Origin of the sequence: Bergeyella anatis, assembly GCF_036016955.1 — a bacterium.
GTDB lineage: Bacteria > Bacteroidota > Bacteroidia > Flavobacteriales > Weeksellaceae > JAYWXI01.
In genome coordinates, this window is sequence record NZ_JAYWXI010000008.1 from 13,086 (window position 1) to 34,941 (window position 21,856).

General features: G+C 44.5%; 17 protein-coding genes and 1 CRISPR repeat array. Of the genes, 8 read left to right on the forward strand and 9 right to left on the reverse strand.

The features are described 5' to 3' along the window. Window positions 1–3 precede the first annotated feature (3 nt). From VQ048_RS06955 to VQ048_RS06990, 8 genes are all read left to right on the forward strand, one after another. A complete protein-coding gene (locus VQ048_RS06955) occupies window positions 4–1,458 on the forward strand; it encodes an LptF/LptG family permease (RefSeq protein WP_327610968.1) in 1,455 nt (484 codons plus the stop codon). Window positions 1,459–1,498: 40 nt separating this feature from the next. Further along, window positions 1,499–2,656, forward strand: coding sequence for a sulfite exporter TauE/SafE family protein (locus VQ048_RS06960; RefSeq protein WP_327610969.1), 1,158 nt, complete (start codon window positions 1,499–1,501; stop codon window positions 2,654–2,656). Continuing rightward, window positions 2,653–4,314, forward strand: coding sequence for a DEAD/DEAH box helicase (locus tag VQ048_RS06965; RefSeq protein WP_327610970.1), 1,662 nt, complete (start codon window positions 2,653–2,655; stop codon window positions 4,312–4,314). The genes VQ048_RS06960 and VQ048_RS06965 overlap by 4 nt, the downstream gene beginning before the upstream one ends. A gap of 141 nt (window positions 4,315–4,455) precedes the next feature. Beyond that, window positions 4,456–5,094 carry a DUF47 domain-containing protein gene (locus tag VQ048_RS06970; protein ID WP_327610971.1) on the forward strand — a complete coding sequence of 213 codons (639 nt, stop codon included), beginning with the start codon at window positions 4,456–4,458 and terminating at the stop codon, window positions 5,092–5,094. Window positions 5,095–5,118: 24 nt separating this feature from the next. Then, entirely contained in the window at window positions 5,119–6,261 is a 1,143-nt protein-coding gene (locus VQ048_RS06975; protein ID WP_327610972.1) for an inorganic phosphate transporter, read from the forward strand. 158 nt (window positions 6,262–6,419) lie between these two features. Continuing rightward, a complete protein-coding gene (gene cas13b / locus VQ048_RS06980) occupies window positions 6,420–9,740 on the forward strand; it encodes a type VI-B CRISPR-associated RNA-guided ribonuclease Cas13b (protein WP_327610973.1) in 3,321 nt (1,106 codons plus the stop codon). A 6-nt stretch (window positions 9,741–9,746) separates the two neighbouring features. After that, complete coding sequence (csx28, locus tag VQ048_RS06985) at window positions 9,747–10,271, forward strand: type VI-B CRISPR accessory protein Csx28 (protein WP_318161649.1); 525 nt, start codon at window positions 9,747–9,749, stop codon at window positions 10,269–10,271. Between the two features lie 247 nt (window positions 10,272–10,518). Continuing rightward, a CRISPR array of direct repeats spans window positions 10,519–11,213; the repeat unit is 36 nt; unit sequence GTTGGGACTGCTCTCATTTTGAAGGGTATTCACAAC. Window positions 11,214–11,836: 623 nt separating this feature from the next. After that, on the forward strand, window positions 11,837–12,016 hold the full coding sequence (locus VQ048_RS06990; RefSeq protein WP_327610975.1) for a hypothetical protein: 180 nt from the start codon (window positions 11,837–11,839) through the stop codon (window positions 12,014–12,016). A gap of 43 nt (window positions 12,017–12,059) precedes the next feature. Here VQ048_RS06990 and VQ048_RS06995 read toward each other — a convergent pair whose 3' ends face one another. The 9 genes from VQ048_RS06995 to VQ048_RS07035 all read right to left on the reverse strand — a co-directional run bounded on the left by VQ048_RS06995 (window position 12,060) and on the right by VQ048_RS07035 (window position 21,835). Beyond that, window positions 12,060–12,779 carry a DNA-binding domain-containing protein gene (locus VQ048_RS06995; RefSeq protein ID WP_327610976.1) on the reverse strand — a complete coding sequence of 240 codons (720 nt, stop codon included), beginning with the start codon at window positions 12,777–12,779 and terminating at the stop codon, window positions 12,060–12,062. A 13-nt stretch (window positions 12,780–12,792) separates the two neighbouring features. Beyond that, window positions 12,793–13,947 carry a phage tail-like protein gene (locus VQ048_RS07000; RefSeq protein WP_327610977.1) on the reverse strand — a complete coding sequence of 385 codons (1,155 nt, stop codon included), beginning with the start codon at window positions 13,945–13,947 and terminating at the stop codon, window positions 12,793–12,795. A gap of 743 nt (window positions 13,948–14,690) precedes the next feature. After that, a complete protein-coding gene (locus VQ048_RS07005; RefSeq protein WP_327610978.1) occupies window positions 14,691–15,638 on the reverse strand; it encodes a pseudouridine synthase in 948 nt (315 codons plus the stop codon). A gap of 140 nt (window positions 15,639–15,778) precedes the next feature. After that, the gene (locus VQ048_RS07010) at window positions 15,779–16,726 is read right to left on the reverse strand and encodes an electron transfer flavoprotein subunit alpha/FixB family protein (RefSeq protein WP_327610979.1); all 948 of its coding nucleotides are present in this window, start codon (window positions 16,724–16,726) and stop codon (window positions 15,779–15,781) included. A gap of 44 nt (window positions 16,727–16,770) precedes the next feature. After that, window positions 16,771–17,517 (reverse strand): electron transfer flavoprotein subunit beta/FixA family protein, encoded by a 747-nt coding sequence (locus tag VQ048_RS07015; protein WP_327610980.1) that lies wholly within the window; start codon window positions 17,515–17,517, stop codon window positions 16,771–16,773. A 133-nt stretch (window positions 17,518–17,650) separates the two neighbouring features. Further along, entirely contained in the window at window positions 17,651–18,361 is a 711-nt protein-coding gene (locus VQ048_RS07020) for an SDR family oxidoreductase (RefSeq protein ID WP_327610981.1), read from the reverse strand. A gap of 81 nt (window positions 18,362–18,442) precedes the next feature. After that, the gene (locus VQ048_RS07025; RefSeq protein WP_327610982.1) at window positions 18,443–19,825 is read right to left on the reverse strand and encodes a dipeptidase; all 1,383 of its coding nucleotides are present in this window, start codon (window positions 19,823–19,825) and stop codon (window positions 18,443–18,445) included. A gap of 86 nt (window positions 19,826–19,911) precedes the next feature. Beyond that, the gene (locus VQ048_RS07030) at window positions 19,912–20,565 is read right to left on the reverse strand and encodes an OmpA family protein (protein ID WP_327610983.1); all 654 of its coding nucleotides are present in this window, start codon (window positions 20,563–20,565) and stop codon (window positions 19,912–19,914) included. Window positions 20,566–20,677: 112 nt separating this feature from the next. After that, window positions 20,678–21,835, reverse strand: a complete 1,158-nt coding sequence (locus VQ048_RS07035; protein WP_327610984.1) for a class I SAM-dependent methyltransferase — start codon at window positions 21,833–21,835, stop codon at window positions 20,678–20,680. Window positions 21,836–21,856 lie beyond the last annotated feature (21 nt).

The window sequence follows — 21,856 nt, forward strand, 5'->3', positions numbered from 1 at the left end:
CCAATGAAAATCCTCGACCGCTACATTATCAAAACCTTTTTTGGACCGTTTCTGTTTATCTTTAGTGTTTTGTTCTTCATTTTTGTGGTGAACATTATCTGGATACAGATGGCTCAATTCATGGGAAAAGGACTTTCAGTATTCCAGATTGCCAAACTGCTTTTCTATATGGGGGCCACAGTGGTTCAGATGGTTCTTCCCCTCACTGTCCTTCTCTCCTCCATTATGACCTTCGGCGAATTTGGCGAACGTTACGAATTGGCGGCCATGAAAGCCGCCGGAATATCCCTAACGCGGATTATGGCCCCTCTTTTTTTGGTGGTTTCGCTTATGGCCGTGGTTTTGTTTTTTTTCCAAAACAACATCTCGCCCGATTTCCAAAGAAAAGCGAGAAACATGATGTATAACATCGCCATCTCCAAACCGGCACTCAACTTTGTCCCGGGACAATTTATTAGCCAAATCCCCGGCTACTCGGTAAAATTTGACGAAATATCAGGCGAAAACGGCGAAAACGTCAGCGGGGTATTCATCCACAAAGCCACCAATATTTACGAAGATCAACAGGCGGTTATTGCAAGAAAAGGAAAATTCGTCCCTGCAGCCGATAAAAATTACCTGAAATTGGAGCTCCATGACGGGTACGCCTATGAAGGGAATTATAGAAACCGAAATTACCTCGAGCGGTTAAAACAACCCAACCAATCCATGAAATTCGATACCTTAGTGTTGCATTTCGACGTGAGCGAACTCATTAACAAAGCCATCGAGAAAGAACAAATTACAGACGACTACCGCTTTCAATCCTACGCCGAAATCGAATCGACCATCGGAAAAAGAAAAAAAGAAAACACCGAAGTATTCAACGGGTTGGGAATCTCCTTGGTCAGTAGCGCCAACAACTACATCAGCATGATCGAAGCCTCCAAGGCCAAATCACCAAAAACCAAGCCCCAGTTTAAAATCGATACCCTGAAAAAAGACAAAAAAATGGAAGTCCTCTATGCTTCCTACCACCAAATCGAGAACCAAAAAAACGAACTGGCCGTAAAATTAGACCAAATTAATGGCATCACCAAAGGGCAGAATAAAATGATTATGTATCAGCAACGTATTTTGGCCTATTCGTTCACTTGCATTATTTTCTTTCTCATCGGAGCCAGTTTAGGCAGCATCATCCGCAAGGGAGGCATCGGCACGCCCGTAGTTATCGCCATTATCATTTTCATTATTTTCTACGTCCTAAACCTCACCGTGGAGAATCTTTCTTGGAAAGGTAAAATGGATCCTTATTTGGCCTCTTGGCTTCCTAATCTCCTTCTCTTTCCTTTTGGCGTGTGGCTAACCTTCAAGGCCCTGGCCGACTCGCAACTTTTTGACGTGGAAAAATACAAAACGTTGCTTAAACCTTTATGGAGTAAATTTGTCAAACCCAAAGAGCATGCCCGATACCGATAGTATTTCTTCGGAACCAAAATAAACAACAAACCAAAAACCATTGATAATCAAAATCTTATTATTATTTTCAGGTGCCGTAGTTGCTTTTTGGATCAGTGCCATTTGCGGAGGAGGCGCAAGTTTGGTTCTCATCCCTATCCTCAACCTTCTTCTTCCCGCTTCGGTTGTTCCTTTTTCCTTAACGATAGCCACTTTTACCAGTTCGGCCTCCCGAATTGCCGTATTCAAAGAACACATCCAATGGAATATCTTTTTTTGGTTTGTCCCTTTTTCGATCCCTGCGGTTTTACTCGGTGCTTACCTAATTAAATACGTAAACCCGATTTACCTGCAACTGGTTGTGGCTCTTTTTCTCATCGCCAATATTCCTCAGCTCTTTGCCTCAAAGAAAAAACAGGCAACAGAAGAAAAGCCCTACCCTAAAGCCGTTTTGGGAGCCGTAGGCTTTTTGGCAGGTTTGGTGTCTGGCGTTACGGGAGCTATCGGGCTGTTGTTTAACCGTTTTTATCTTAAATACGGGCTTTCCAAAGAAGAAATCGTTGCCACCCGTGCTGCAAACGAAATCTGTTTACATTTCATCAAGCTGGTAGTTTACATCCTTTTAGGCTTGTACTCCGATGCGGCTATCGGCCTGGGTATTGCCATTGCATTGGCCTCCGTCGTTTCTTCCTACTCCGTTAAATTTATTCTGCCTTATTTGAGCGAATTTATTTTCAGAAAAATTGGTTACGGCGCAATGGTTGCGTCTGGAGTCGTCCTGCTGGTCAATACCTCCGATAAAATCATAAAACAGGACCAAATCGCCGTCCATACCAAAAGATTCGGCCCCAAAAGCGAAACTACAATAAGCTGGCGGGATAGCGATTTTGTTTTGGAATACGCTTTGGACTCGGGATTGGAATTGGAACGTCCCATCACACCAAAGGAGCTTCCTCCCGCTTTATTTCTCAAATACAAAGCACTTTCGGCGCATTACGACGAAATTGCTTTGGAAAAAGTATTCAAATTTGAAAAAAAACACAGCTTCGAATTTTACTGCTACAAAAATGGCGCTCTGACCAAATTGCACTTCGATGCCCCCGAAGAGTACTATTTTCGCACGGATTTGGAGGCCTTTCTAAAAACAAAAAAACTTTATGGGGTGCTTTCGGATAAAAAGCCTATCTTTGCCGCAAACTTTAGACGATCTTTTAAATGAATTTATTTACGGAATCCAATTTAAGCCCTGAAGTACTTCAGGCCATTGGCGACCTCGGCTACGAACAGCCGACCGAAATCCAGAAACAGACTATTCCTTTTATTCAGACAGATTTGCGCGATCTTATTGCGCTTGCGGCGACAGGAACAGGCAAAACAGCAGCATTTTCGCTTCCGATTCTGGATATGATAGACGACACGAGTCGTAAAATCCAGCTCTTGGTGCTTTGTCCTACCCGCGAACTCTGCTTGCAAATCGCTAAAGACATCAAAAATTTTACCAAATACCTTCCCAACCTCAAGACCACAGCCGTCTATGGAGGAAGCAGTATTATGGATCAAATCCGCTCTCTGAAAGAAAAACCCCAAATTATTGTGGGAACTCCCGGGCGGGTTATCGACCTTATCGGACGTAAAGCATTGGATTTTTCGCAAATCCACTGGTTGGTTCTCGACGAAGCCGACGAAATGCTCTCCATGGGCTTTAAGGACGACTTGGAAACCATCCTGAGCGAAACCCCCGAAACCAAACAAACCTTTTTGTTTTCAGCTACGATGAGTAAGGAAGTCGAGAAGATTTCCCAAAACTACCTGACCAAACCGCATAAAATAGCGGTAGGTTCCATCAATGCCGTCAAAAAAAACATCACGCACGAATACTACGTGGTAGGACACCGTCAGAAAAAAGAAGCCCTCAAAAGGCTAATTGACGCTAACCCGAACCTTTATTCCATCATCTTCTGCCGTACGCGGATGGAGACCCAAGAGGTCGCCGATTTCCTTATGCAGAACGGCTACTCGGCAGACTCGCTCCACGGCGATCTTTCTCAAGCCCAAAGGGATACGGTGATGAAAAAATTTCGCTTGAAAAACATTCAGGTTTTGGTTGCCACCGATGTGGCCGCCCGAGGTTTGGATGTGGATTCGCTAACGCACGTCATCCATTACTCCCTACCGGACGATCCCGAGGTCTTTGTCCACCGAAGCGGAAGAACAGGACGGGCAGGAAAAGACGGTATCTCCATGGCGTTGATAAAACCCGAAGAAACCAGAAAGCTGAAGCAAATTAAATCCCAAACCAAAATCGACATCATCGAAAAAACGGTACCCACGGGAGACGACATCATTAAAGCCCAAGTGGCCGGAGTTTTTGAAAGCTTATTGACCCAGCATGAAACCTTCTTCGATTTTGATGATGCTCTTATCCCGGATTTATCCGCCTTCTCCAAAGAGGAACTCGTACATCAGCTGTTGCAGTTCCAACTCAAAGACCTCGCCCTATACTACAAAGACAAAAAGGATTTGCAGCAAAGCAAAATGACGGAAGAAAGAGACCTTCCGCTCAGCCGTAGGGACCGCCGCCGTGACGACCGCAAAGGCGGAAGGGAACGAGGAGGAAAACCCAAACGTCGGAACGAAAGCATGGTACGCTTCTTCTTCAATTTGGGTAAAAAAGACAACCTGAAAAAAGTGGATCTTTTGGACATCATTAATAAAGCCACCAAAAAAGCCAAAAGACGCCCCGATATAGGTGACATCGAAATTCTCGAAAAATTCTCCTTCTTTGAAGTCGATAAAGAATTTAAAGGCGAAATCCTTCATAATTTTTCGGCCATGCGATTCAAAGGAAAAGAAATGAGAGCCGAAGTGGCCAACTAAAACAAGAACCACCGAATATCCGCATAAGCCAAAACCTGATAAAAGACATCCCCAATGTTAACAAAAATTAATATTGGCGTTTGGAAAGGTAACGGCATTATGCGGATATTTGCGTTCTGAAAAAAAATCACGTTAAAAGACATGGGAATAGGAAATATTTTCAAGGCTTTTCAGCCTAAAGACAAAGTTTTTTTTGTATTATTCGAGAAAGCTGCGGATAATCTCTACGCAATGTCCAAGGAATTCCACGAAGGACTGATGGACTTCGATCTGAATAACGACAGCCTCTTGAAAAGGATGAGCGACTACGAGCACAAAATGGACGATCTGACGCACGAGATTTTCGTACAGCTCGGCGAGAATTTCATCACGCCATTCGACCGAGAAGACATCAACTATTTGGCTTCCGGATTGGATGACATTGCGGATTACCTTTACGCTTCCGCCAAGTACATCTACCTTTACAAAACCCCCGAATTAAAAGAGTTCACCGAGCTTTCTTTGCTTATCCACAAATCGTGTGTGGAGGTGCGTAAGGCCATCACCAACCTCAACGGCTTCAAAAACCCTAAGGAAGTGAAAGAAGCCTGCATCAAAATCAATTCGTTTGAAAACATTGCCGATGATGTATTGAGCCAGGCTTTGGTAAAACTTTTTGAAACCAACGATGCCATTACGATCATTAAAGCCAAAGACGTTTTGGAATACCTCGAAGTGGTAACCGATAAAGCCGAAGATGTGGCCAATACCATAGAGAATATTCTCATTAAATACGCCTAAGTTAATCTAATACCCTTTAAAAGGATGGATCTTCCTATATTGCTGATTGTTATTGTTGCGCTGGCATTGGTTTTCGATTACATCAACGGATTCCATGATGCGGCCAATTCAATTGCCACGATTGTCTCCACCAAGGTTCTTACGCCTTTTCAGGCGGTACTTTGGGCGGCATTGTGGAATTTTGCGGCGTTTTTTGTCGCCTATTACCTGATTGGAGAGTTCAAAATCGGAAACACCATTGCCAAAACCGTTAATGAAGAATTCATTAATCTGGAAGTCATTTTCTCGGGACTCATAGCAGCTATTTTTTGGAATTTGCTCACATGGTGGTTTGGGATTCCCTCTTCCTCCTCGCATACTCTGATTGGAGGATTTTTGGGCAGCGCACTGATGTTTGCTTTGGTGAAGGATTACCAAGCGGCAGCCCAAATGCACCCTGAGGCCTCGTTCTTCTACACGCTGAAAGTAGCCTTTCAGGAACTTCTCACCCAAAGCGTGGTAAAGTACAATAAGGTAATCCCTATCTTCTTGTTCATTTTCTTGGCGCCGATTATCGGGATGATTATCTCGGTGATCATTACCCTGATTATCGTGTACATGGCACGTAACTCCAACCCGCATAAGGCGGAAAAACAGTTCAAAGGCTGGCAGTTGGTTTCTTCTGCGCTTTTCAGCCTTGGGCACGGGCTTAACGACGCTCAAAAAGTCATGGGGATTATCGGAGCAGCCATTATTTATTACCATGTGGATATGATTAACGACCCGATATACACCTCCTTGGAGGCGACGGAACGGTTCAATTATTTTACCGACCATTACCTTTGGGTGCCTTTTGCTTCGTTTTTGGCTATCGGCTTGGGAACCATGAGCGGCGGGTGGAAGATTGTTAAAACCATGGGAACCCGAATCACCAAGGTAACACCGTTGGAGGGCGTAAGCGCAGAGACCGCCGGGGCATTTACCTTGTTTTTGACCGACCACTTCGGTATTCCCGTATCGACCACGCACACCATTACCGGTTCGATTATCGGTGTGGGCCTTACCAAAAGGGTTTCGGCTGTACGTTGGGGGGTAACGGTGAGCCTGCTTTGGGCATGGATTCTGACCATCCCCGTTAGTGCATTCATCGCTGGTGTAACCTACCTTTTGGTTACCTTCTTTAGCTGATTATTCGCCGAAGGAAATAAATTAGTTATAAACGAGTTTCGCCCTCATCTAAAGATGGGGGCGAAACTCGTTTAAGTGGTTTTTCAAACCAACAAAGTGTTGATAAGTCGGCTGGTTTATTATTTAGGAAAGTTTTAATTTTAAAGAAAAATAAAACTATGAAAAAATCTTTACCACCGAATGTTTACACACTGAAACACAAATTCTTTTGGGGAGCCTTCCTTAACATTGCAAGGCATAATGCTTTTATTACCATTTGCCATATCAACGAACAATTGGGGCTTAAGATCCCTTCAAATGATGATAAAATCGTAGATGTTGTCTGTGGGACATGGAATAACATACTCAACAACGACCACGATTTACTTAAGAAGAGCCAACTAACGGAGCTTATCCTAAAACACTTCCCATTCCTTACGGCAATGTGCTACCACCCTCCTAAAAAAGAGGAAAAAAAGAAAGGTAGCCAAAAAGAGCAGCAGAAAGAGAAAGAAAATGAAGCCCAATCTCAAACCGAGGCTCTTAATCCAAGCAAATTGATTGAGGTATTGGAAATCCTTGTAAATCAACTCCACAGTCTTAGGAATTACTATAGCCACTACAAACACAAACAACCCGATGCAGAAAAAGATATTTTTAAGCATCTTTACAAAGCCTTTGACGCTTCTTTACGAATGGTAAAAGAGGACTACAAAGCCCACTTTACCGTCAACCTCACTCGGGACTTTGCCCATCTAAACAGAAAAGGTAAGAACAAGCAAGACAACCCTAAATTTGACCGCTACCGCTTTGAAAAAGACGGCTTTTTTACAGAATCAGGGCTATTGTTTTTCACTAATCTGTTCTTGGACAAACGCGATGCCTACTGGATGCTGAAAAAAGTCAGTGGTTTTAAATCCAGTCAGAAACAAAGCGAAAAAATGACCACCGAAGTGTTTTGCAGAAGCCGCATACTCCTTCCTAAACTAAGGTTAGAGAGCCGATACGACCATAACCAAATGCTCTTGGATATGCTTTCTGAACTGAGCCGTTGTCCTAAACTGCTCTATGAGAAACTCTCCGAAGAGGATAAAAAACATTTTCAAGTAGAAGCTGATGGCTTTTTGGACGAAATTGAGGAAGAACAAAACCCTTTTAAAGATACCTTGATCAGACATCAAGACCGTTTCCCTTATTTTGCTCTACGCTATTTAGACCTCAATGAGTCTTTTAAGTCCATAAGGTTTCAAGTGGATTTAGGCACTTACCATTACTGTATTTACGACAAGAAAATAGGCGATGAACAAGAGAAACGCCACCTAACCCGAACCCTATTAAGCTTCGGTAGGCTACAAGATTTCACAGAGATAAACCGTCCCCAAGAATGGAAGGCTCTTACCAAAGACCTCGACTATAAAGAAACTTCCAAACAGCCATTTATTAGTAAAACCACTCCGCACTACCACATTACCAATAACAAAATAGGCTTCCGCTTAGGAACTTCTAAAGAGTTGTATCCTTCGTTGGAGGTAAAAGACGGTGCCAACCGTATAGCCAAATATCCCTATAATTCCGATTTTGTGGCTCATGCTTTTATCAGTGTCCACGAATTGTTACCTCTGATGTTCTACCAGCATTTAACTGGTAAATCGGAAGACTTGTTGAAAGAAACCGTTAGGCATATCCAAAGGATTTACAAAGACTTTGAAGAAGAACGCATCAACACGATTGAAGATTTAGAAAAAGCCAACCAAGGTCGCCTTCCTTTAGGCGCCTTTCCAAAACAAATGTTGGGCTTACTGCAAAATAAACAACCCGACCTTTCGGAAAAAACCAAAATCAAAATAGAAAAACTAATAGCCGAAACCAAGCTGCTCTCCCACCGCCTCAACACCAAACTAAAAAGCTCTCCAAAGCTCGGAAAGAGACGAGAAAAGCTCATCAAGACAGGCGTATTGGCTGATTGGCTGGTGAAAGACTTTATGCGATTTCAGCCTGTGGCTTACGATGCTCAAAATCAACCTATAGAGAGCAGTAAAGCCAACAGCACAGAATTTCAGCTTATCCAAAGAGCATTAGCCTTGTACGGAGGCGAAAAGAACCGATTAGAAGGCTACTTTAAACAAACCAACCTCATCGGAAATACCAACCCGCACCCGTTCCTAAATAAATTTAATTGGAAAGCGTGCAGAAATTTGGTGGACTTTTACCAACAGTATCTGGAACAAAGAGAAAAATTCTTAGAAGCTATCAAAAACCAACCTTGGGAACCATACCAGTACTGCCTACTTCTTAAAATACCGAAAGAGAATAGAAAAAATCTGGTTAAAGGTTGGGAACAAGGGGGCATTAGCCTGCCAAGAGGGCTGTTTACCGAAGCAATTAGAGAGACCCTTTCGGAAGACCTCACGCTATCCAAACCTATTAGAAAGGAGATTAAAAAACACGGCAGAGTGGGCTTTATCTCCAGAGCCATTACACTATACTTTAGGGAAAGATACCAAGACGACCACCAGCGTTTTTACAACCTTCCGTACGAGCTAGAAGCCAAGGCTTCTACGCCCAAACCACCACTACCGAAGGAAAGAGAATATACCCTCAGAGCAGAACACTACGAATATTGGCAACAGAACAAACCCCAAAGCCCTACGGAGTCGCAGAGGCTGGAGTTGCATACCTCTGACCGATGGAAAGACCACCTCCTCTACAAACGCTGGCAACATTTGGAGAAGAAACTTAGGCTCTACAGAAACCAAGATATTATGCTTTGGCTGATGACCTTAGAGCTGACAAAAAATCACTTTAAAGAACTGAATCTGAACTACCACCAGCTCAAACTAAAGAACTTGGCGGTCAATGTTCAGGAAGCAGACGCCAAACTCAATCCGCTGAACCAAACCTTGCCTATGGTATTGCCTGTAAAAATCTATCCTGCCACTGCATTTGGGGAAGTACAATACCATGAAACACCGATAAGAACCGTCTATATCCGAGAAGAGAATACCAAAGCCCTTAAAATGGGGAACTTTAAAGCCTTGGTAAAAGACCGCCGTCTTAACGGTTTGTTTAGTTTTATCAAAGAGGAGAACGACACCCAAAAGCACCCGATTAGTCAACTCAGACTAAGGCGGGAGTTAGAAATTTACCAATCGCTAAGGGTAGATGCCTTTAAAGAAACCTTGAGCTTGGAAGAGAAACTACTGAAGAAACACACCAGCCTCTCCAGTTTAGAGAATGAGTTTCGTGCATTGTTGGAAGAATGGAAGAAAGAGTATGCTGCTTCCTCCATGGTTACGGACAAGCATATCGCCTTTATCGCCTCGGTACGCAATGCCTTCTGCCATAACCAATACCCTTTTTATGAGGAAGCTCTCCACGCTCCTATTCCGCTCTTTACGGTTGCCCAGCCAACCACCGAAGAAAAAGACGGCTTAGGCATTGCCGAAGCATTGCTAAAAGTCTTGCGTGAATATTGCGAAATTGTTAAATCTCAAATTTAGAATAGCATGTATTGGATATCAGAAGTTTTAAAAATAGTAACCCCTACCATTGCCGTCATTGTGTCTGCCATTTTATTATCCCGTAAGATTAGGCAAGAGCTTAAGGGCAACATTGAACGCCAAAAGTACGAGGCCATACTCCATGCCCATAAGCAGATGTACCGTCTGCTGGCGTATATGACTGACCAAGACAACCCCAAAAACCTCTTAAAATGGGAAGTTCCCAAAGGGCAAAAGGATAAAATTCATTATATTAGCCGAGCCAATGCCCAAGCCTTTCTAAGGGAGCTCCCAGAGCTATTTTATGGGGAGGGCTGTGGGCTCTTCTTATCTGAGGAAGTCACCAAAAAGTTTTTTGAGTACCGTAGTATCGTTTATAAGCTCCTACTTGCAGAACAAAACAGCACCGAGGCGGAGTTCCGACTAAAAAACGAAGAGGCGGCTACCAGAATGAAGGAGCTGCATCAGATGTTGAGCAAAAGCATTAGGCAATGCCTAAAAATAGAACAACGCGATTTAAGAGCGTTGTAGAGAAAAGCGTTCTTTGAAACACCGAGATAAAACAAGCACCCAAAAAAAGACAATACCCTATCATAACAATAATGCACAGCATTTGAAGGGTATTCACAACCTTCTGTTAGTTCAAAATGTTTTTTCATAAGTTGGGACTGCTCTCAGTTTAGCTCACAGCTTCGTTGTAATTTTCAGCGGAGTTCGTGAATGCGTAACATTTGAAGGGTATTCACAACACTTGGATCTTGAAAAGATGAAGCATGAGGTTGGGACTGCTCTCATTTTGAAGGGTATTCACAACAGTCATAATATTGCTCCATATAGAGCTTATGTTGGGACTGCTCTCATTTTGAAGGGTATTCACAACTCCAATGTAATTTTCTCCCTTTCCAACTTCGTTGGGACTGCTCTCATTTTGAAGGGTATTCACAACTTAGATTGTAAAGATATGAATTACGCTTAGTTGGGACTGCTCTCATTTTGAAGGGTATTCACAACTTTAGAAATCATGAAAAATCAAGAAGTTACGTTGGGACTGCTCTCATTTTGAAGGGTATTCACAACCTCTTGTCAATAAACATAACCTCACTCCTGGTTGGGACTGCTCTCATTTTGAAGGGTATTCACAACTCTTTAATTGTTAATACTTCCGAAATAGTCGTTGGGACTGCTCTCATTTTGAAGGGTATTCACAACTTTAGAAATCATGAAAAATCAAGAAGTTACGTTGGGACTGCTCTCATTTTGAAGGGTATTCACAACACTCCTAATAATTCATAGAACACTACGGCAGTTGGGACTGCTCTCATTTTGAAGGGTATTCACAACCTCTTGTCAATAAACATAACCTCACTCCTGGTTGGGACTGCTCTCATTTTGAAGGGTATTCACAACTCTTTAATTGTTAATACTTCCGAAATAGTCGTTGGGACTGCTCTCATTTTGAAGGGTATTCACAACCAATAGTCCGCGCTGGTTTTCTCGGGCCACGTTGGGACTGCTCTCATTTTACTCACAGCTTCGTTGTTATTTTCAGCGGAGTTCGTGAATGCTTAAGCATTTGAAGGGTATTCACAACCAGAAGTATTTAACATTAAAATTGCCATTAGTTGGGACTGCTCTCAGTTTAGCTCACGGCTTTGTTGTAGTTTTCAATGGAGTTCGTGAATGCATAGCATTTGAAGGGTATTCACAACATTATTTCGACAATGCAGGGGGATTTGATAGTTGGGACTGCTCTCAGTTTACTCACGGCTTCGTTGTTGTTTTCAGCGGAGTTCGTGAATGCTTAAGCATTTGAAGGGTATTCACAACAATACAGCTATATAATATCCTTCGTCCATCGTTGGGACTGCTCTCAGTTTAGCTCACAAGCTTTGTTGTTGTTTCAGCGGAGTTCGTGAATGCTTAAGTATTTGAAGGGTATTCACAACACATCTTCAACCGCTTCCCTTATAGTGTCGGTTGGGACTGCTCTCAGTTTAGCTCACAGCTTTGTTGTAAGTTTTCAGCGGAGTTCGTGAATGCTTAAGCATTTGAAGGGTATTCACAACACCTGAGGGCATAAAAAATCCCTGCTCTGTATGGTACAGAGCAGGGATTTTTGCTTTCTATTGATTCTATTACAGAAAACCCCTCACTGCCTTAATACAGACGAAGTCGGTTCCCTCGTGCGAGGGAAGGCTCTTCTCCTTACCGAGAGAAGAGCCTTCGCCTTAGGCAGTGAAGGTGCTTCCTCTTATAAAGCGACCGCCCCTCCTTAGTGATAAGGAAGGGCGGTCTTTATTTAGAAGTGCCAAAAACACGCTATACAATCGTAATAGGTGTGCTTAGTGTTTCGGTGCGGGGTTCTTTCAGTAAGGTAGTGCCTTTACTGCTTTGCGTGGTGAGGCTGAGTTCATAATTACCTGCTTCTAAATCTGTAGGAACGAGGATAAGCAATCTTGACGGCTCGTTAAGGACAATATGCTCTGCTGAGAGTTTTATCTCGTTTTGGTTGTCTAGGTTTTTAAAGACGATGCCGTTTTTAGGGTCATTGCCGTCTATTTTAATGAATGTGCCTTTGATTTCCGCATTTTTGCCTTTGGTAAGTGTGCCGTCTGCTTTGCCTGTGGCTTTGTCGGTAATGCTGAACACACTCATTGGGCTGGATTGTTCGCCTAGGATTTCTACCTTGGTGTCGGCTACCGCTTTTCTAAGGTCTAAACCTTGGTTTACATTTACATACACCGAATGTTTCTCTTTATCCCAAGTTTTATCGTAAAATACGCCCTTAATGGCAGGACGCATATACACCAACCCTGTATTTACACTGTACCCGTTAAGCACCAACTCCGAGGCTTTGCGATTAAAACGGGTAACGATATCTATTGCCGTTTCGGTTTTTATCTCCATACCCTCTTTTTTAAGAGCATTTACGATTTCTGTAATGCCAAGGCTACCGCCTAGAAGGGGTACGGCTACAAAATCGTTAGGGTCATCTTTCGTGAGTAGGTTGGGACGCAACCACGCTTTTAGTGTATTCATAATATTGATGTTTTTAGTTTCGTTTTAAAGCAAATAAATAATTTTCAAGCCAGTTTCCAGAAGAGATAGGACTTAATGTTGTTGTTGGAGTGTTAATGAATGTGCCTGATGCAATTTCGATAGAAATTTTAACATAGTAGGTCTTTGCAACTATACTATCATTATTAATCATCCATATCCCACTTGCAGTACCATAATTAGTATGAGGCAGAATATTAGCTGATATAAGTATAGGGCTTCCTGTAGCAACAGCCGTTGAAATATATCCAAACAATCCATTTTCCTTGGTTTCCGAAATAGTTCCCCTTACCCATATCACTTGATTATCTGTAAGACTCTGAGTTGGATGTAGAAAATATGAACAATAAACTACCCATTTACCAGGAGGTAAAGTAATAGATTGCCCTGTATATCTAGTATAATTAGGACCTGTACTAGCAGAATTTTTTTCTATATCATAAAAAGTTTGTCCTTCCATTGCATCTACATTTTCAGCACCATTACCATAGATAACATCTACTCCACTAGGTACTGTAGGGTTGGTTCTACTTACCACTCCTAAAGTCCCATCGGGTTTTGCGACTACAGCCTTAGTGTACTCGCTTTCTAACGGTGTAGCATCAGTCATTTGGTTGATTTTGGCATTGCCGTTGACCTCTAATTTTTGTGATGGGCTTTGGGTGCCTATCCCTACATTACCATTCCCCATAAATTTGAGATCGTTTCCATTCTGTTGGATGGTCGTCGCTTGGTTTAGGGTTCCGCCCAATCGAAGGGTTGTACCGTTCATGCTCAGCCCGTTTTCCGCCGTATAAGTCGGGGTACTGCCCAGCTTCAACCATTTTTTGGACGAAGCCTCAAAATAATAAAAGCCTTTGCCGTTGAACAAAGAGGTCGTCCCTGCTCCCGCCACGCCCTCCGTAAGATACAACAAAGTGCCGTCGGCCATATTATCGCCCATGCTTTCTGCACGGGAGGCCGTTACACGGGGGATAAGGATGCCCTCTGCGCTGTCTCCCGTCTCAGCATAAGCCTTGATGTCCAAGGTGGCGTGCGGAGAGGTGGTATTAATGCCTACGGCTCCTTCTGTCTTCGCCTTTTGGGCGTTTAAAGTAAGACCTGCCGACAAGAAAACCGACAAAGTCAATCGGGATAAGATTGTTTTCATACGCTGTGTTTTTTAATTGTTATATTTTGATTTGTGTTCATATTTTTTCATGCTTTCCGATTTTATTGACGTTCAATCGGATAAAGTTTCGCAAGAAAGCCGGAAAGCCATGGGGCGACCTTCCGGCGGATAAAAGCCCCGATACACTTAAACTTTAACTTATGAAAACAAAGAAGGGCTTTTAGCTTGGGATTTAGCGTTAAAAATGAACTTCGCGAAAATGGAAAAAGAATAGCGGCCAAAGCGACCACAAAGGCAGAAACCAAAAAAGCGTTGTTTTGAGAAAACAGACTTCTCAAAACAACGCCTAAAACCAAAGCCCCAAAAAAATAAAGTGCCGTTGGTTTTTCCGAAAAATTTTTGTAAGATACGCGTGCCTGCGCGCTTTTATAAGGACTTAGGGGACGTAAGTGTGTGTGTGTGTGTGTGTGTGTGTGTGTGTGTGTGTGTTTACACGATTATCCGAAACCACCAAATTTTTCGGTTGTTTTTTTTCGTTTTTTCGGATGTGATTGGGTCCCAAAAGCATAACGAGCCAAATGTAGAAAACTATGAGGACATGCACAAGTTTTTTACCCTGATTTATTTCAATTTTCAGCTTCAAAAACCCTAAAAATCACAAAAAACCAAAGGCTTCATTGGGTTTGTCGTAATAAAAAAAGCCTTCCCGCAAAAGGAAAAGCCGTATAAACCAAAGAGGAAAAACAGAAGCGCTCCCTCCCTATTTCAGTCCCAAAAACAGCCTAAAGCATCTTCAGATTGTTCACCTCCAACTCGGTGAGGATGCGCCAATGCCCGCGCTTAATGTTCTTCTTCGTAAGCCCCGCAAACATCACGCGATCCAAAGCCTCCACCTCGTACCCCAAACGTTGGAAAATCCTACGAATCACACGGTTCCAACCGATGTGAATCTCGATACCAATTTCATTCTTCGGCTTGCCCTCGATATAGGAGATGGAATCCACCTGAGCCACCCCTTCCTCCAAACGAATCCCCTCGGCAATCGCTTTCAAATCTTCCCCCGAAAGCTTACGATCCAACGTTACATGGTAAATCTTTTTAATCTGAAACGAAGGGTGCGTCAGTTTTTTGGTAAGATGCCCGTCATTGGTCAGCAAAATGACCCCCGTGGTACTCCGATCCAGTCGCCCCACAGGAAACACCCGGTAAGGCGAGGCATTCGCCACCAAATCCATTACCGTCTTCCGGGCTTTCTCGTCTTTCGTAGTCGAGATATAGCCTTTAGGCTTGTTTAGTAAGACATAAACGGGCTTCTCCGGAGTAATACTCTGCCCGTCGAACACCACACGGTCGGTCTTCAGAACCTGATACCCCATTTCCGTCACCACCTTTCCATTCACTTCCACCAACCCTTGTCTGATGAGTTCGTCCGCCTCCCTACGGCTGCAGATTCCCGAATTGGCGATGTATTTGTTCAGGCGAATGGTGTCTTTGTGGATGTCTTTCTCTATCTTCTGAAGACGGCGTTTCTGCACAAAGCCCCGCGTACGCTCTTCGTCCCTTTCCCTCGCATCCGAAGGACGGCGACCGTATTTCAGGTTGCCTCGTTCGTATTTGTCCCGGCTGTCAAACGTTTTGCCCGTACGCTTAGAAGGACGTGCACCGCCGAAACTTCCCGTTTTCTGAAAGCCCGACCGTTTGGATCTGCCGTTATTTTGTTCTCTACTCATTTCTTGTACTTAATTTCTGCAAAGATAGCAGATTTGTGGTTAAGTCGGAAATTGGGTTGATACCCAAACCGAAAGCCCCCGAACCTTTAAGAAAGATTCGAGGGCTTTTCACTCGAAAAAAGTTAAAAAAAAGGAAACGATTAACCTTTCAGAGCTTTAATCTTTTCGGTAAGTGCCGGCAAAACCTGAAATGCATCGCCAACCACCCCGTAATCCGCCGATTTAAAGAAAGGCGCCTCCGGATCGTTATTGATCACCACGATGGTCTTGGAAGAGTTAACCCCCGCCAAATGTTGGATGGCTCCCGATATTCCGACAGCCACGTAAAGATTAGGCGCAATAGCCTTACCCGTCTGCCCCACGTGCTCGCTATGCGGACGCCATCCAATATCGGAAACCGGCTTAGAACAAGCCGTAGCCGCCCCCAAAACATTAGCCAAGTCTTCCACCATCCCCCAATTTTCGGGGCCTTTCATACCGCGTCCCGCCGACACCACGATTTCCGCCTCCTTCAGATCCAATTTGCCCGAAGACTGCTCATGAGAAACCACCTTCGTATCCTGAACAGAAGCCGATACCGACAAAACCTCCTCGCTACCCGATACCGGATGCTCTTTCGCCCCAAAAGCATTAGGCGAAACCGTGACCACAACGCCCTGACCTTCCGCCTGAGCCTGCATATACCCCTTACCCGAAAAAGCTTTACGCTTTACCCGAAAAGGAGAAACACTCTCCGGCACTTCCAACACATTGGTAACCAAAGAAAAATCTTTAATAACCGCCAACATCGGAGCCACCGAAGAAGCATCGGCCGTGTGAGGAAAAACCACCACCTGAGCCTCAGCCACCCCCGAAAGAACTTCAGCGTAAGCCCGAGGACTAAAAGCCTTAAGCCCCTCGTCCTGCACCTTAATCACCTTATCCGCCCCATAGCGGTAAAGCGTTTCGGAAGATTCGGTAGGATTAACGGTAACCGCCGTAACCGTATCTCCCGTTTTTTCGGCCACCGCCTTGGCATAAGCCACCGCCTCAAGAGCCGATTTTTTATAAGCTCCGTTTATATTTTCTGCGTATACAAATACTGCCATGATAATAATGTTTTAAAATGAAAAATAAGTACTGAAACTAAGATTTAGATGACTTTGGCCTCCTCGTGAAGCAAACGTACCAGCTCGTCCAACTGATCCGGAGAAACCATCTTCACCGCCGCTCTCGGAGGCACACTCTCGAAAGAAACCGCTTTTACCTTCGCTTCCGATGCCGCAGGCTCCTGAACGTTAAGAGGTTTAGTCCGCGCCGACATAATCCCCCGCATATTAGGAATGATAAGGTCTTTCTCGTCCACCAATCCCTTCTGCCCTGCAATAACCGCAGGAAGCGTTAAAGCCACGGTTTCTTTACCTCCCTCAATTTCCCGAACCACAGTCGCCTCGCTGCCACTAACCTCCAAGCCCACAGCGCCGTTCACAAACCCACAGCCCAACAACTGCGCCACCATTGCAGGAACCGCCCCGCCGTTATAGTCAATCGACTCCTTTCCGCAAAGCACCAAATCGTACCCTCCACTTCGAGCCACCTCGGCAATCGCCTTGGCCACCGAAAGACTGTCCATCGGCTCCGCGTTTACCCGAACCGCATCGTTAGCCCCAATAGCCAATGCCTTACGGATAACCGCTTCGGTTTCCGCCATCCCGACATTCACCACCGTTACGCTAGCCCCTTGGCTCTGCTGCAGCTGAATCGCCCTCGTCAGCGCAAATTCGTCCAAAGGGTTAATCACCCACTGGATTCCGTTTTTGTCAAACGCCGACCGATCCGCCGTAAAATTAATCTTCGAAGTAGTATCCGGAACACTACTGATGCAAACTAATATTTTCATGTGTCTATAATTTTAAAAAATCGTTTCTAATAAAATCAAATCTGTTTTTTGGCTAAGGCTAAAATAACAAAAAATATATTATGCATGCATAATAATTAAAAGTTTTTATTATTCGCCGCATTCCTCCACCCGATTAAGGCTTCAAATCCGGTCTCGAAGGGCGGAACTCAATCTTGCTGGGAAGCACGCGAGGATTCATCCTCAAAACGTCGGCCACCAAATGCCCCATGTCTTCCGGCTGAATCTTCCAATCGTCCGCTAAAGAAGGCTCGTTACCGTTAAAATAAGAAGCAACCGACCCCGGCATAATGGTTACCGCACGAATCCCGTACTTTCTAAGATCCAACATCGCCGCCTGCGTAAAGCCTACCACGCCAAATTTGGAAGCGTTATACCCCGAAGCCTTTTCAAAAAAATAAGCCCCCGCCAAACTCGCAATGCTGATATAATACCCCTCGCTTTTTTTCAACTCCTCCACAGCCGCTTTCATGGTGTGAAACGCTCCCGTAAGGTTCGTGTCTATCATGGCCTGCCACTCTTCCGTAGAAAGCTCATCCACCGACTTGAAAACCCCGAGCCCCGCATTGGCCACCACCCCATCCAAACGTCCGAACTTTTCCACAATCGCCCGAACCGCTTTCTGCTCATCCTCATAACGTCGCACGTCGGAAGCCACTCCGAACACACGCTCCGAAATCGCCGACAAAGCCCGGCAAGCCTCAGCCACATCTTCCGCCCCACGCCCACTAATCGCTACCGAATACCCTCGTTGGAGCAGAACCTCCGCAATACCGTAACCAATCCCCTTGGTTCCGCCCGTAATGTAAATCACTTTGTTTTCCATTCCCTAAAAATACAAAAAACATCCCCCCGAAGAGAGATGTTTTTTAGGTTTAATAAAACTTTAACGCTTTTAAAACAACGTTCAGCCTTTCGCATAATTCTCAAAGAACAACGGAATACTCTCAATGCCTTTGTAGAAATTAAACAACCCATAATGCTCGTTCGGCGAATGAATCGCATCCGAATCCAAACCAAAGCCCATCAGTACCGATTTCGCCCCAAGAACCTGCTCGAACATCGCCGTAATCGGAATACTTCCACCACTACGGTAAGGCAGAACCTCCTTGCCGAAAGCAGTTTCCATCGCCTTTTTAGCCGCCAAAAATTCCTTGGTATCACTAGGCAGCACATAAGGCATACCGCCATGGTGAGGCGTAACGGTTACCTTCACATTATCCGGCGCAATTTTATTGAAATATGCCGTGAACTTCTCCGTAATTTCCTCCGGCGTCTGGTAAGGCACCAAACGCATCGAAATCTTCGCATAAGCCTTCGACGGAATCACCGTTTTTGCCCCTTCACCCGTATAACCTCCCCAAATGCCATTGCAGTCCAGCGTCGGACGGATGGAAGTCCTTTCCAAAGTGGTATACCCCTTCTCGCCTTCCACTCCCTTCAAGCCAATGGAATTCTTAAACTCCTCAGGATTGTCTTTCAACTTATTCATTTCGACACGTTCCTCATCGGAAACCACCAAAACATTATCGTAAAATCCGTCAATCGTAATATGCCCGTTTTCGTCTATCAAGCCCGCAATCATCCGCGATAATACGTGAATAGGGTTTGGAACCGCTCCCCCATAAAGCCCCGAATGCAAATCCCGATTAGGCCCTTCCACTTCCACTTCCACGTAACTAAGCCCCCGAAGACCCGTGGTAACCGTAGGTTGCTCCCTGCTGTAAATATGCGTATCGGAAATCAAAATACAATCGCAAGAAAGCTTCTCGGTATTGCTCTTAACAAAGCCTTCAAGGCTCTTCGAGCCGACTTCCTCCTCCCCTTCAATAATAAACTTTACATTGCAAGGAAGACTGTCGGTTTTCATCATAGCCTCAAAAGCTTTCACATGCATGAAAAACTGCCCCTTGTCGTCCGCTGCCCCACGAGCAAAAATAGCCCCCTCAGGATGCAGCGCCGTTTCCTTAATATAAGGCTCGAAAGGAGGCTTATGCCATAACTCCAAAGGATCGGGCGGCTGAACGTCATAATGCCCATAAACCAACACCGTAGGCAAATCCGGATTAATAATCTTCTGCCCAAAAACAATAGGGTAACCCTCCGTCTCGCATACCTCCACCTCATCGGCGCCCGCATGGCGCAAATGCTCCGCCACCTTTTCGGCACAATCCAAAACATCCTGATTGTACGCCGGATCGGCACTAATGGAAGCAATACGCAAAAGTTCAAACAACTCCTCCACGTAACGCGAGCGGTTATTCTGAATGTAATTTAATGTATCCTGCATTTCTTAATTTTTAGTGTATTGCGTAAAATTAAAAAAAATGCCCTGCTGACGCAAGACATTTAAACTTTATTTGGATAAAATCGTTTTTATTTCGTAAAACGAACCGCCATTTTTCTATCGGCAGCCCTTTCACTATCAGACGCCTCAGCAGGAACTTTAGCAAATTCGCTACCGTACCCCTCCGCAGAAACCACCTGAGAACCTACCCCCAAACGAGTAAGTTGAGCCTTAATGTAATCGGCACGACCTTGAGAGATTTTTTTATTAACCGCTTCGTCTCCCGTCTTATCGGTGTACCCTCCGATTTTGATTTTTGCCTCTGGATAAGCCTTCAAAATTGCCGCCAAGTTGTTTAATTGAGCCTCAGAGCCGGCTTCCAACTCGGAGGAAGACCCCATCTTGAAGTTCACATTATCAAAATTGAACCATTGATCCTTCAATGCCGCATCATCCGCCGCATTAGTGTATTTACCCGAAGCCAAAAAGTCAACCAAACCTTGCTCCAAGCCTCCTTGGTAAGCCTTAAGTTTAGCGCCGTTAACATCCACTTCCACAACGGTGCGTTCTGCACCCGCCACAGAAGATTCCTGCGCATGGTGCACCCCTCCTCTCACTTCGTGATCGTCGTAACGCTCCGTCCCGTGCTCCATTTTGATAACCCCACGGTTTCCTCCTTCAGGAATTTTTTTGCAGCTAAGCACCAGCGCGGCAAAAGAACATGCCAATAATACTTTTTTCATATCGTAATCTATCTTTTTAATCTTTATCCGCGTGTTTATCCGTTTTGCAGAAAACACCGCCTCAAAAATAAGAAATATTGCCCCTAACGGCAAAACTTTTTGTTTGGTTTTTTCAAGGAAGCGGATCGGCTTCCAAAATAAGCGTCCCTTCCATCCCGCGGGTAAAAATAAGATAACGCGAACCACCGTCTTTCAATTTGTATTTCTTCTTAATGGCTTCGGGCTTCAAAGGATGATTTTTAGAAATAATGTTATAACGTTCGCCCTTCTTAAGGTGTTTGGCATCAATACTCTGCGCACGAAAAACCCGACCCGGAAAATCCTCACGCCGCACAGACGAAGTGTACAAATGCGTATTAGGATGCAGTTTTTTCAGCCCGAAACGCTCCGCCACCAAATGAAATGCCCCCAATTTCAGAACCGCATTATTGGGCAGATACAAATACTCCTCCAGTGCCCCAAACCGCCCCAAAACCTCTTCTCCAAAGAAAAAAGAAAAATCAGGCTCCTCGGTCTCAAGATTCACCCCAACGCACTGCACCCGCTCGACGGCCTCCTCGGGATAAAGGTGAACCAAAAGCTCCTTCACCTCGTTCTTTACCGCAACCACTTCTATTTTCCCAATGGATTTCAGCGTATTGACCAAATAAGCCAAATCAATCAAAGGCGAAAGCTTAATCATGATACGACGTCCTTTCGCAAGCAATAAAGATTCAATCTCCAAAAGGTTGGGCGAAAGATCCTCCAAAAGAAAAACCTTATTCGCAAGCCGATCCCGACGAGCAGGATCCAAATAAATCAAATCCCGCTTCTGCCCAAGCCCCTCCAAATAAGCCAAAAGATCCCCAGAAACAAAATTCGCTCCGCGCCCCAGCACCCCCCAATTGTGCCGAACAATAGAGAGTAATTCGGCGTTTCGTTCCACCAAATCCACCGCCTTAAAATGCCGAGAAAGAAAAAAAGCATCAATCCCAAAACCGCAAGTCAAATCCGTAAATGTTTCCCCCGAAAGTCCCTTAGCCTTATAACGCGCCGTCGCCAAAGAAGAAGCCTGCTCCAAATTGAGCGAAGGAGGAAAAACCACCCCTTCCCGAAGTAAAAAAGGAAACTTTTTAGCCGCCACTTTTCGCCCTTTAATCTGACCCGCCATCACCGAAATCGGAACTTCAGGAAATGGCGATTTCGTCAAAAGAAACCGCTCCACAGGCACATCGGCATTTTTATCGATAAACGACTGAACCTCATCCGAAAGCAAGTGCTCTAAATTCATCACGCCAAAGCTTTTTTGCAA

Coding starts and splice junctions, on each gene's coding strand:
- VQ048_RS07005 (WP_327610978.1), bottom strand. CDS start 15,638: ATGAGTAGAGAACAAAATAACGGCAGATCCAAACGGTCGGGCTTTCAG.
- VQ048_RS07030 (WP_327610983.1), bottom strand. CDS start 20,565: ATGAAAAAAGTATTATTGGCATGTTCTTTTGCCGCGCTGGTGCTTAGC.
- VQ048_RS07015 (WP_327610980.1), bottom strand. CDS start 17,517: ATGAAAATATTAGTTTGCATCAGTAGTGTTCCGGATACTACTTCGAAG.
- VQ048_RS06995 (WP_327610976.1), bottom strand. CDS start 12,779: ATGAATACACTAAAAGCGTGGTTGCGTCCCAACCTACTCACGAAAGAT.
- VQ048_RS06970 (WP_327610971.1), top strand. CDS start 4,456: ATGGGAATAGGAAATATTTTCAAGGCTTTTCAGCCTAAAGACAAAGTT.
- VQ048_RS06965 (WP_327610970.1), top strand. CDS start 2,653: ATGAATTTATTTACGGAATCCAATTTAAGCCCTGAAGTACTTCAGGCC.
- VQ048_RS07010 (WP_327610979.1), bottom strand. CDS start 16,726: ATGGCAGTATTTGTATACGCAGAAAATATAAACGGAGCTTATAAAAAA.
- csx28 (WP_318161649.1), top strand. CDS start 9,747: ATGTATTGGATATCAGAAGTTTTAAAAATAGTAACCCCTACCATTGCC.
- VQ048_RS07000 (WP_327610977.1), bottom strand. CDS start 13,947: ATGAAAACAATCTTATCCCGATTGACTTTGTCGGTTTTCTTGTCGGCA.
- VQ048_RS06975 (WP_327610972.1), top strand. CDS start 5,119: ATGGATCTTCCTATATTGCTGATTGTTATTGTTGCGCTGGCATTGGTT.
- VQ048_RS07020 (WP_327610981.1), bottom strand. CDS start 18,361: ATGGAAAACAAAGTGATTTACATTACGGGCGGAACCAAGGGGATTGGT.
- cas13b (WP_327610973.1), top strand. CDS start 6,420: ATGAAAAAATCTTTACCACCGAATGTTTACACACTGAAACACAAATTC.
- VQ048_RS07035 (WP_327610984.1), bottom strand. CDS start 21,835: ATGAATTTAGAGCACTTGCTTTCGGATGAGGTTCAGTCGTTTATCGAT.
- VQ048_RS06955 (WP_327610968.1), top strand. CDS start 4: ATGAAAATCCTCGACCGCTACATTATCAAAACCTTTTTTGGACCGTTT.
- VQ048_RS06990 (WP_327610975.1), top strand. CDS start 11,837: ATGGTACAGAGCAGGGATTTTTGCTTTCTATTGATTCTATTACAGAAA.
- VQ048_RS07025 (WP_327610982.1), bottom strand. CDS start 19,825: ATGCAGGATACATTAAATTACATTCAGAATAACCGCTCGCGTTACGTG.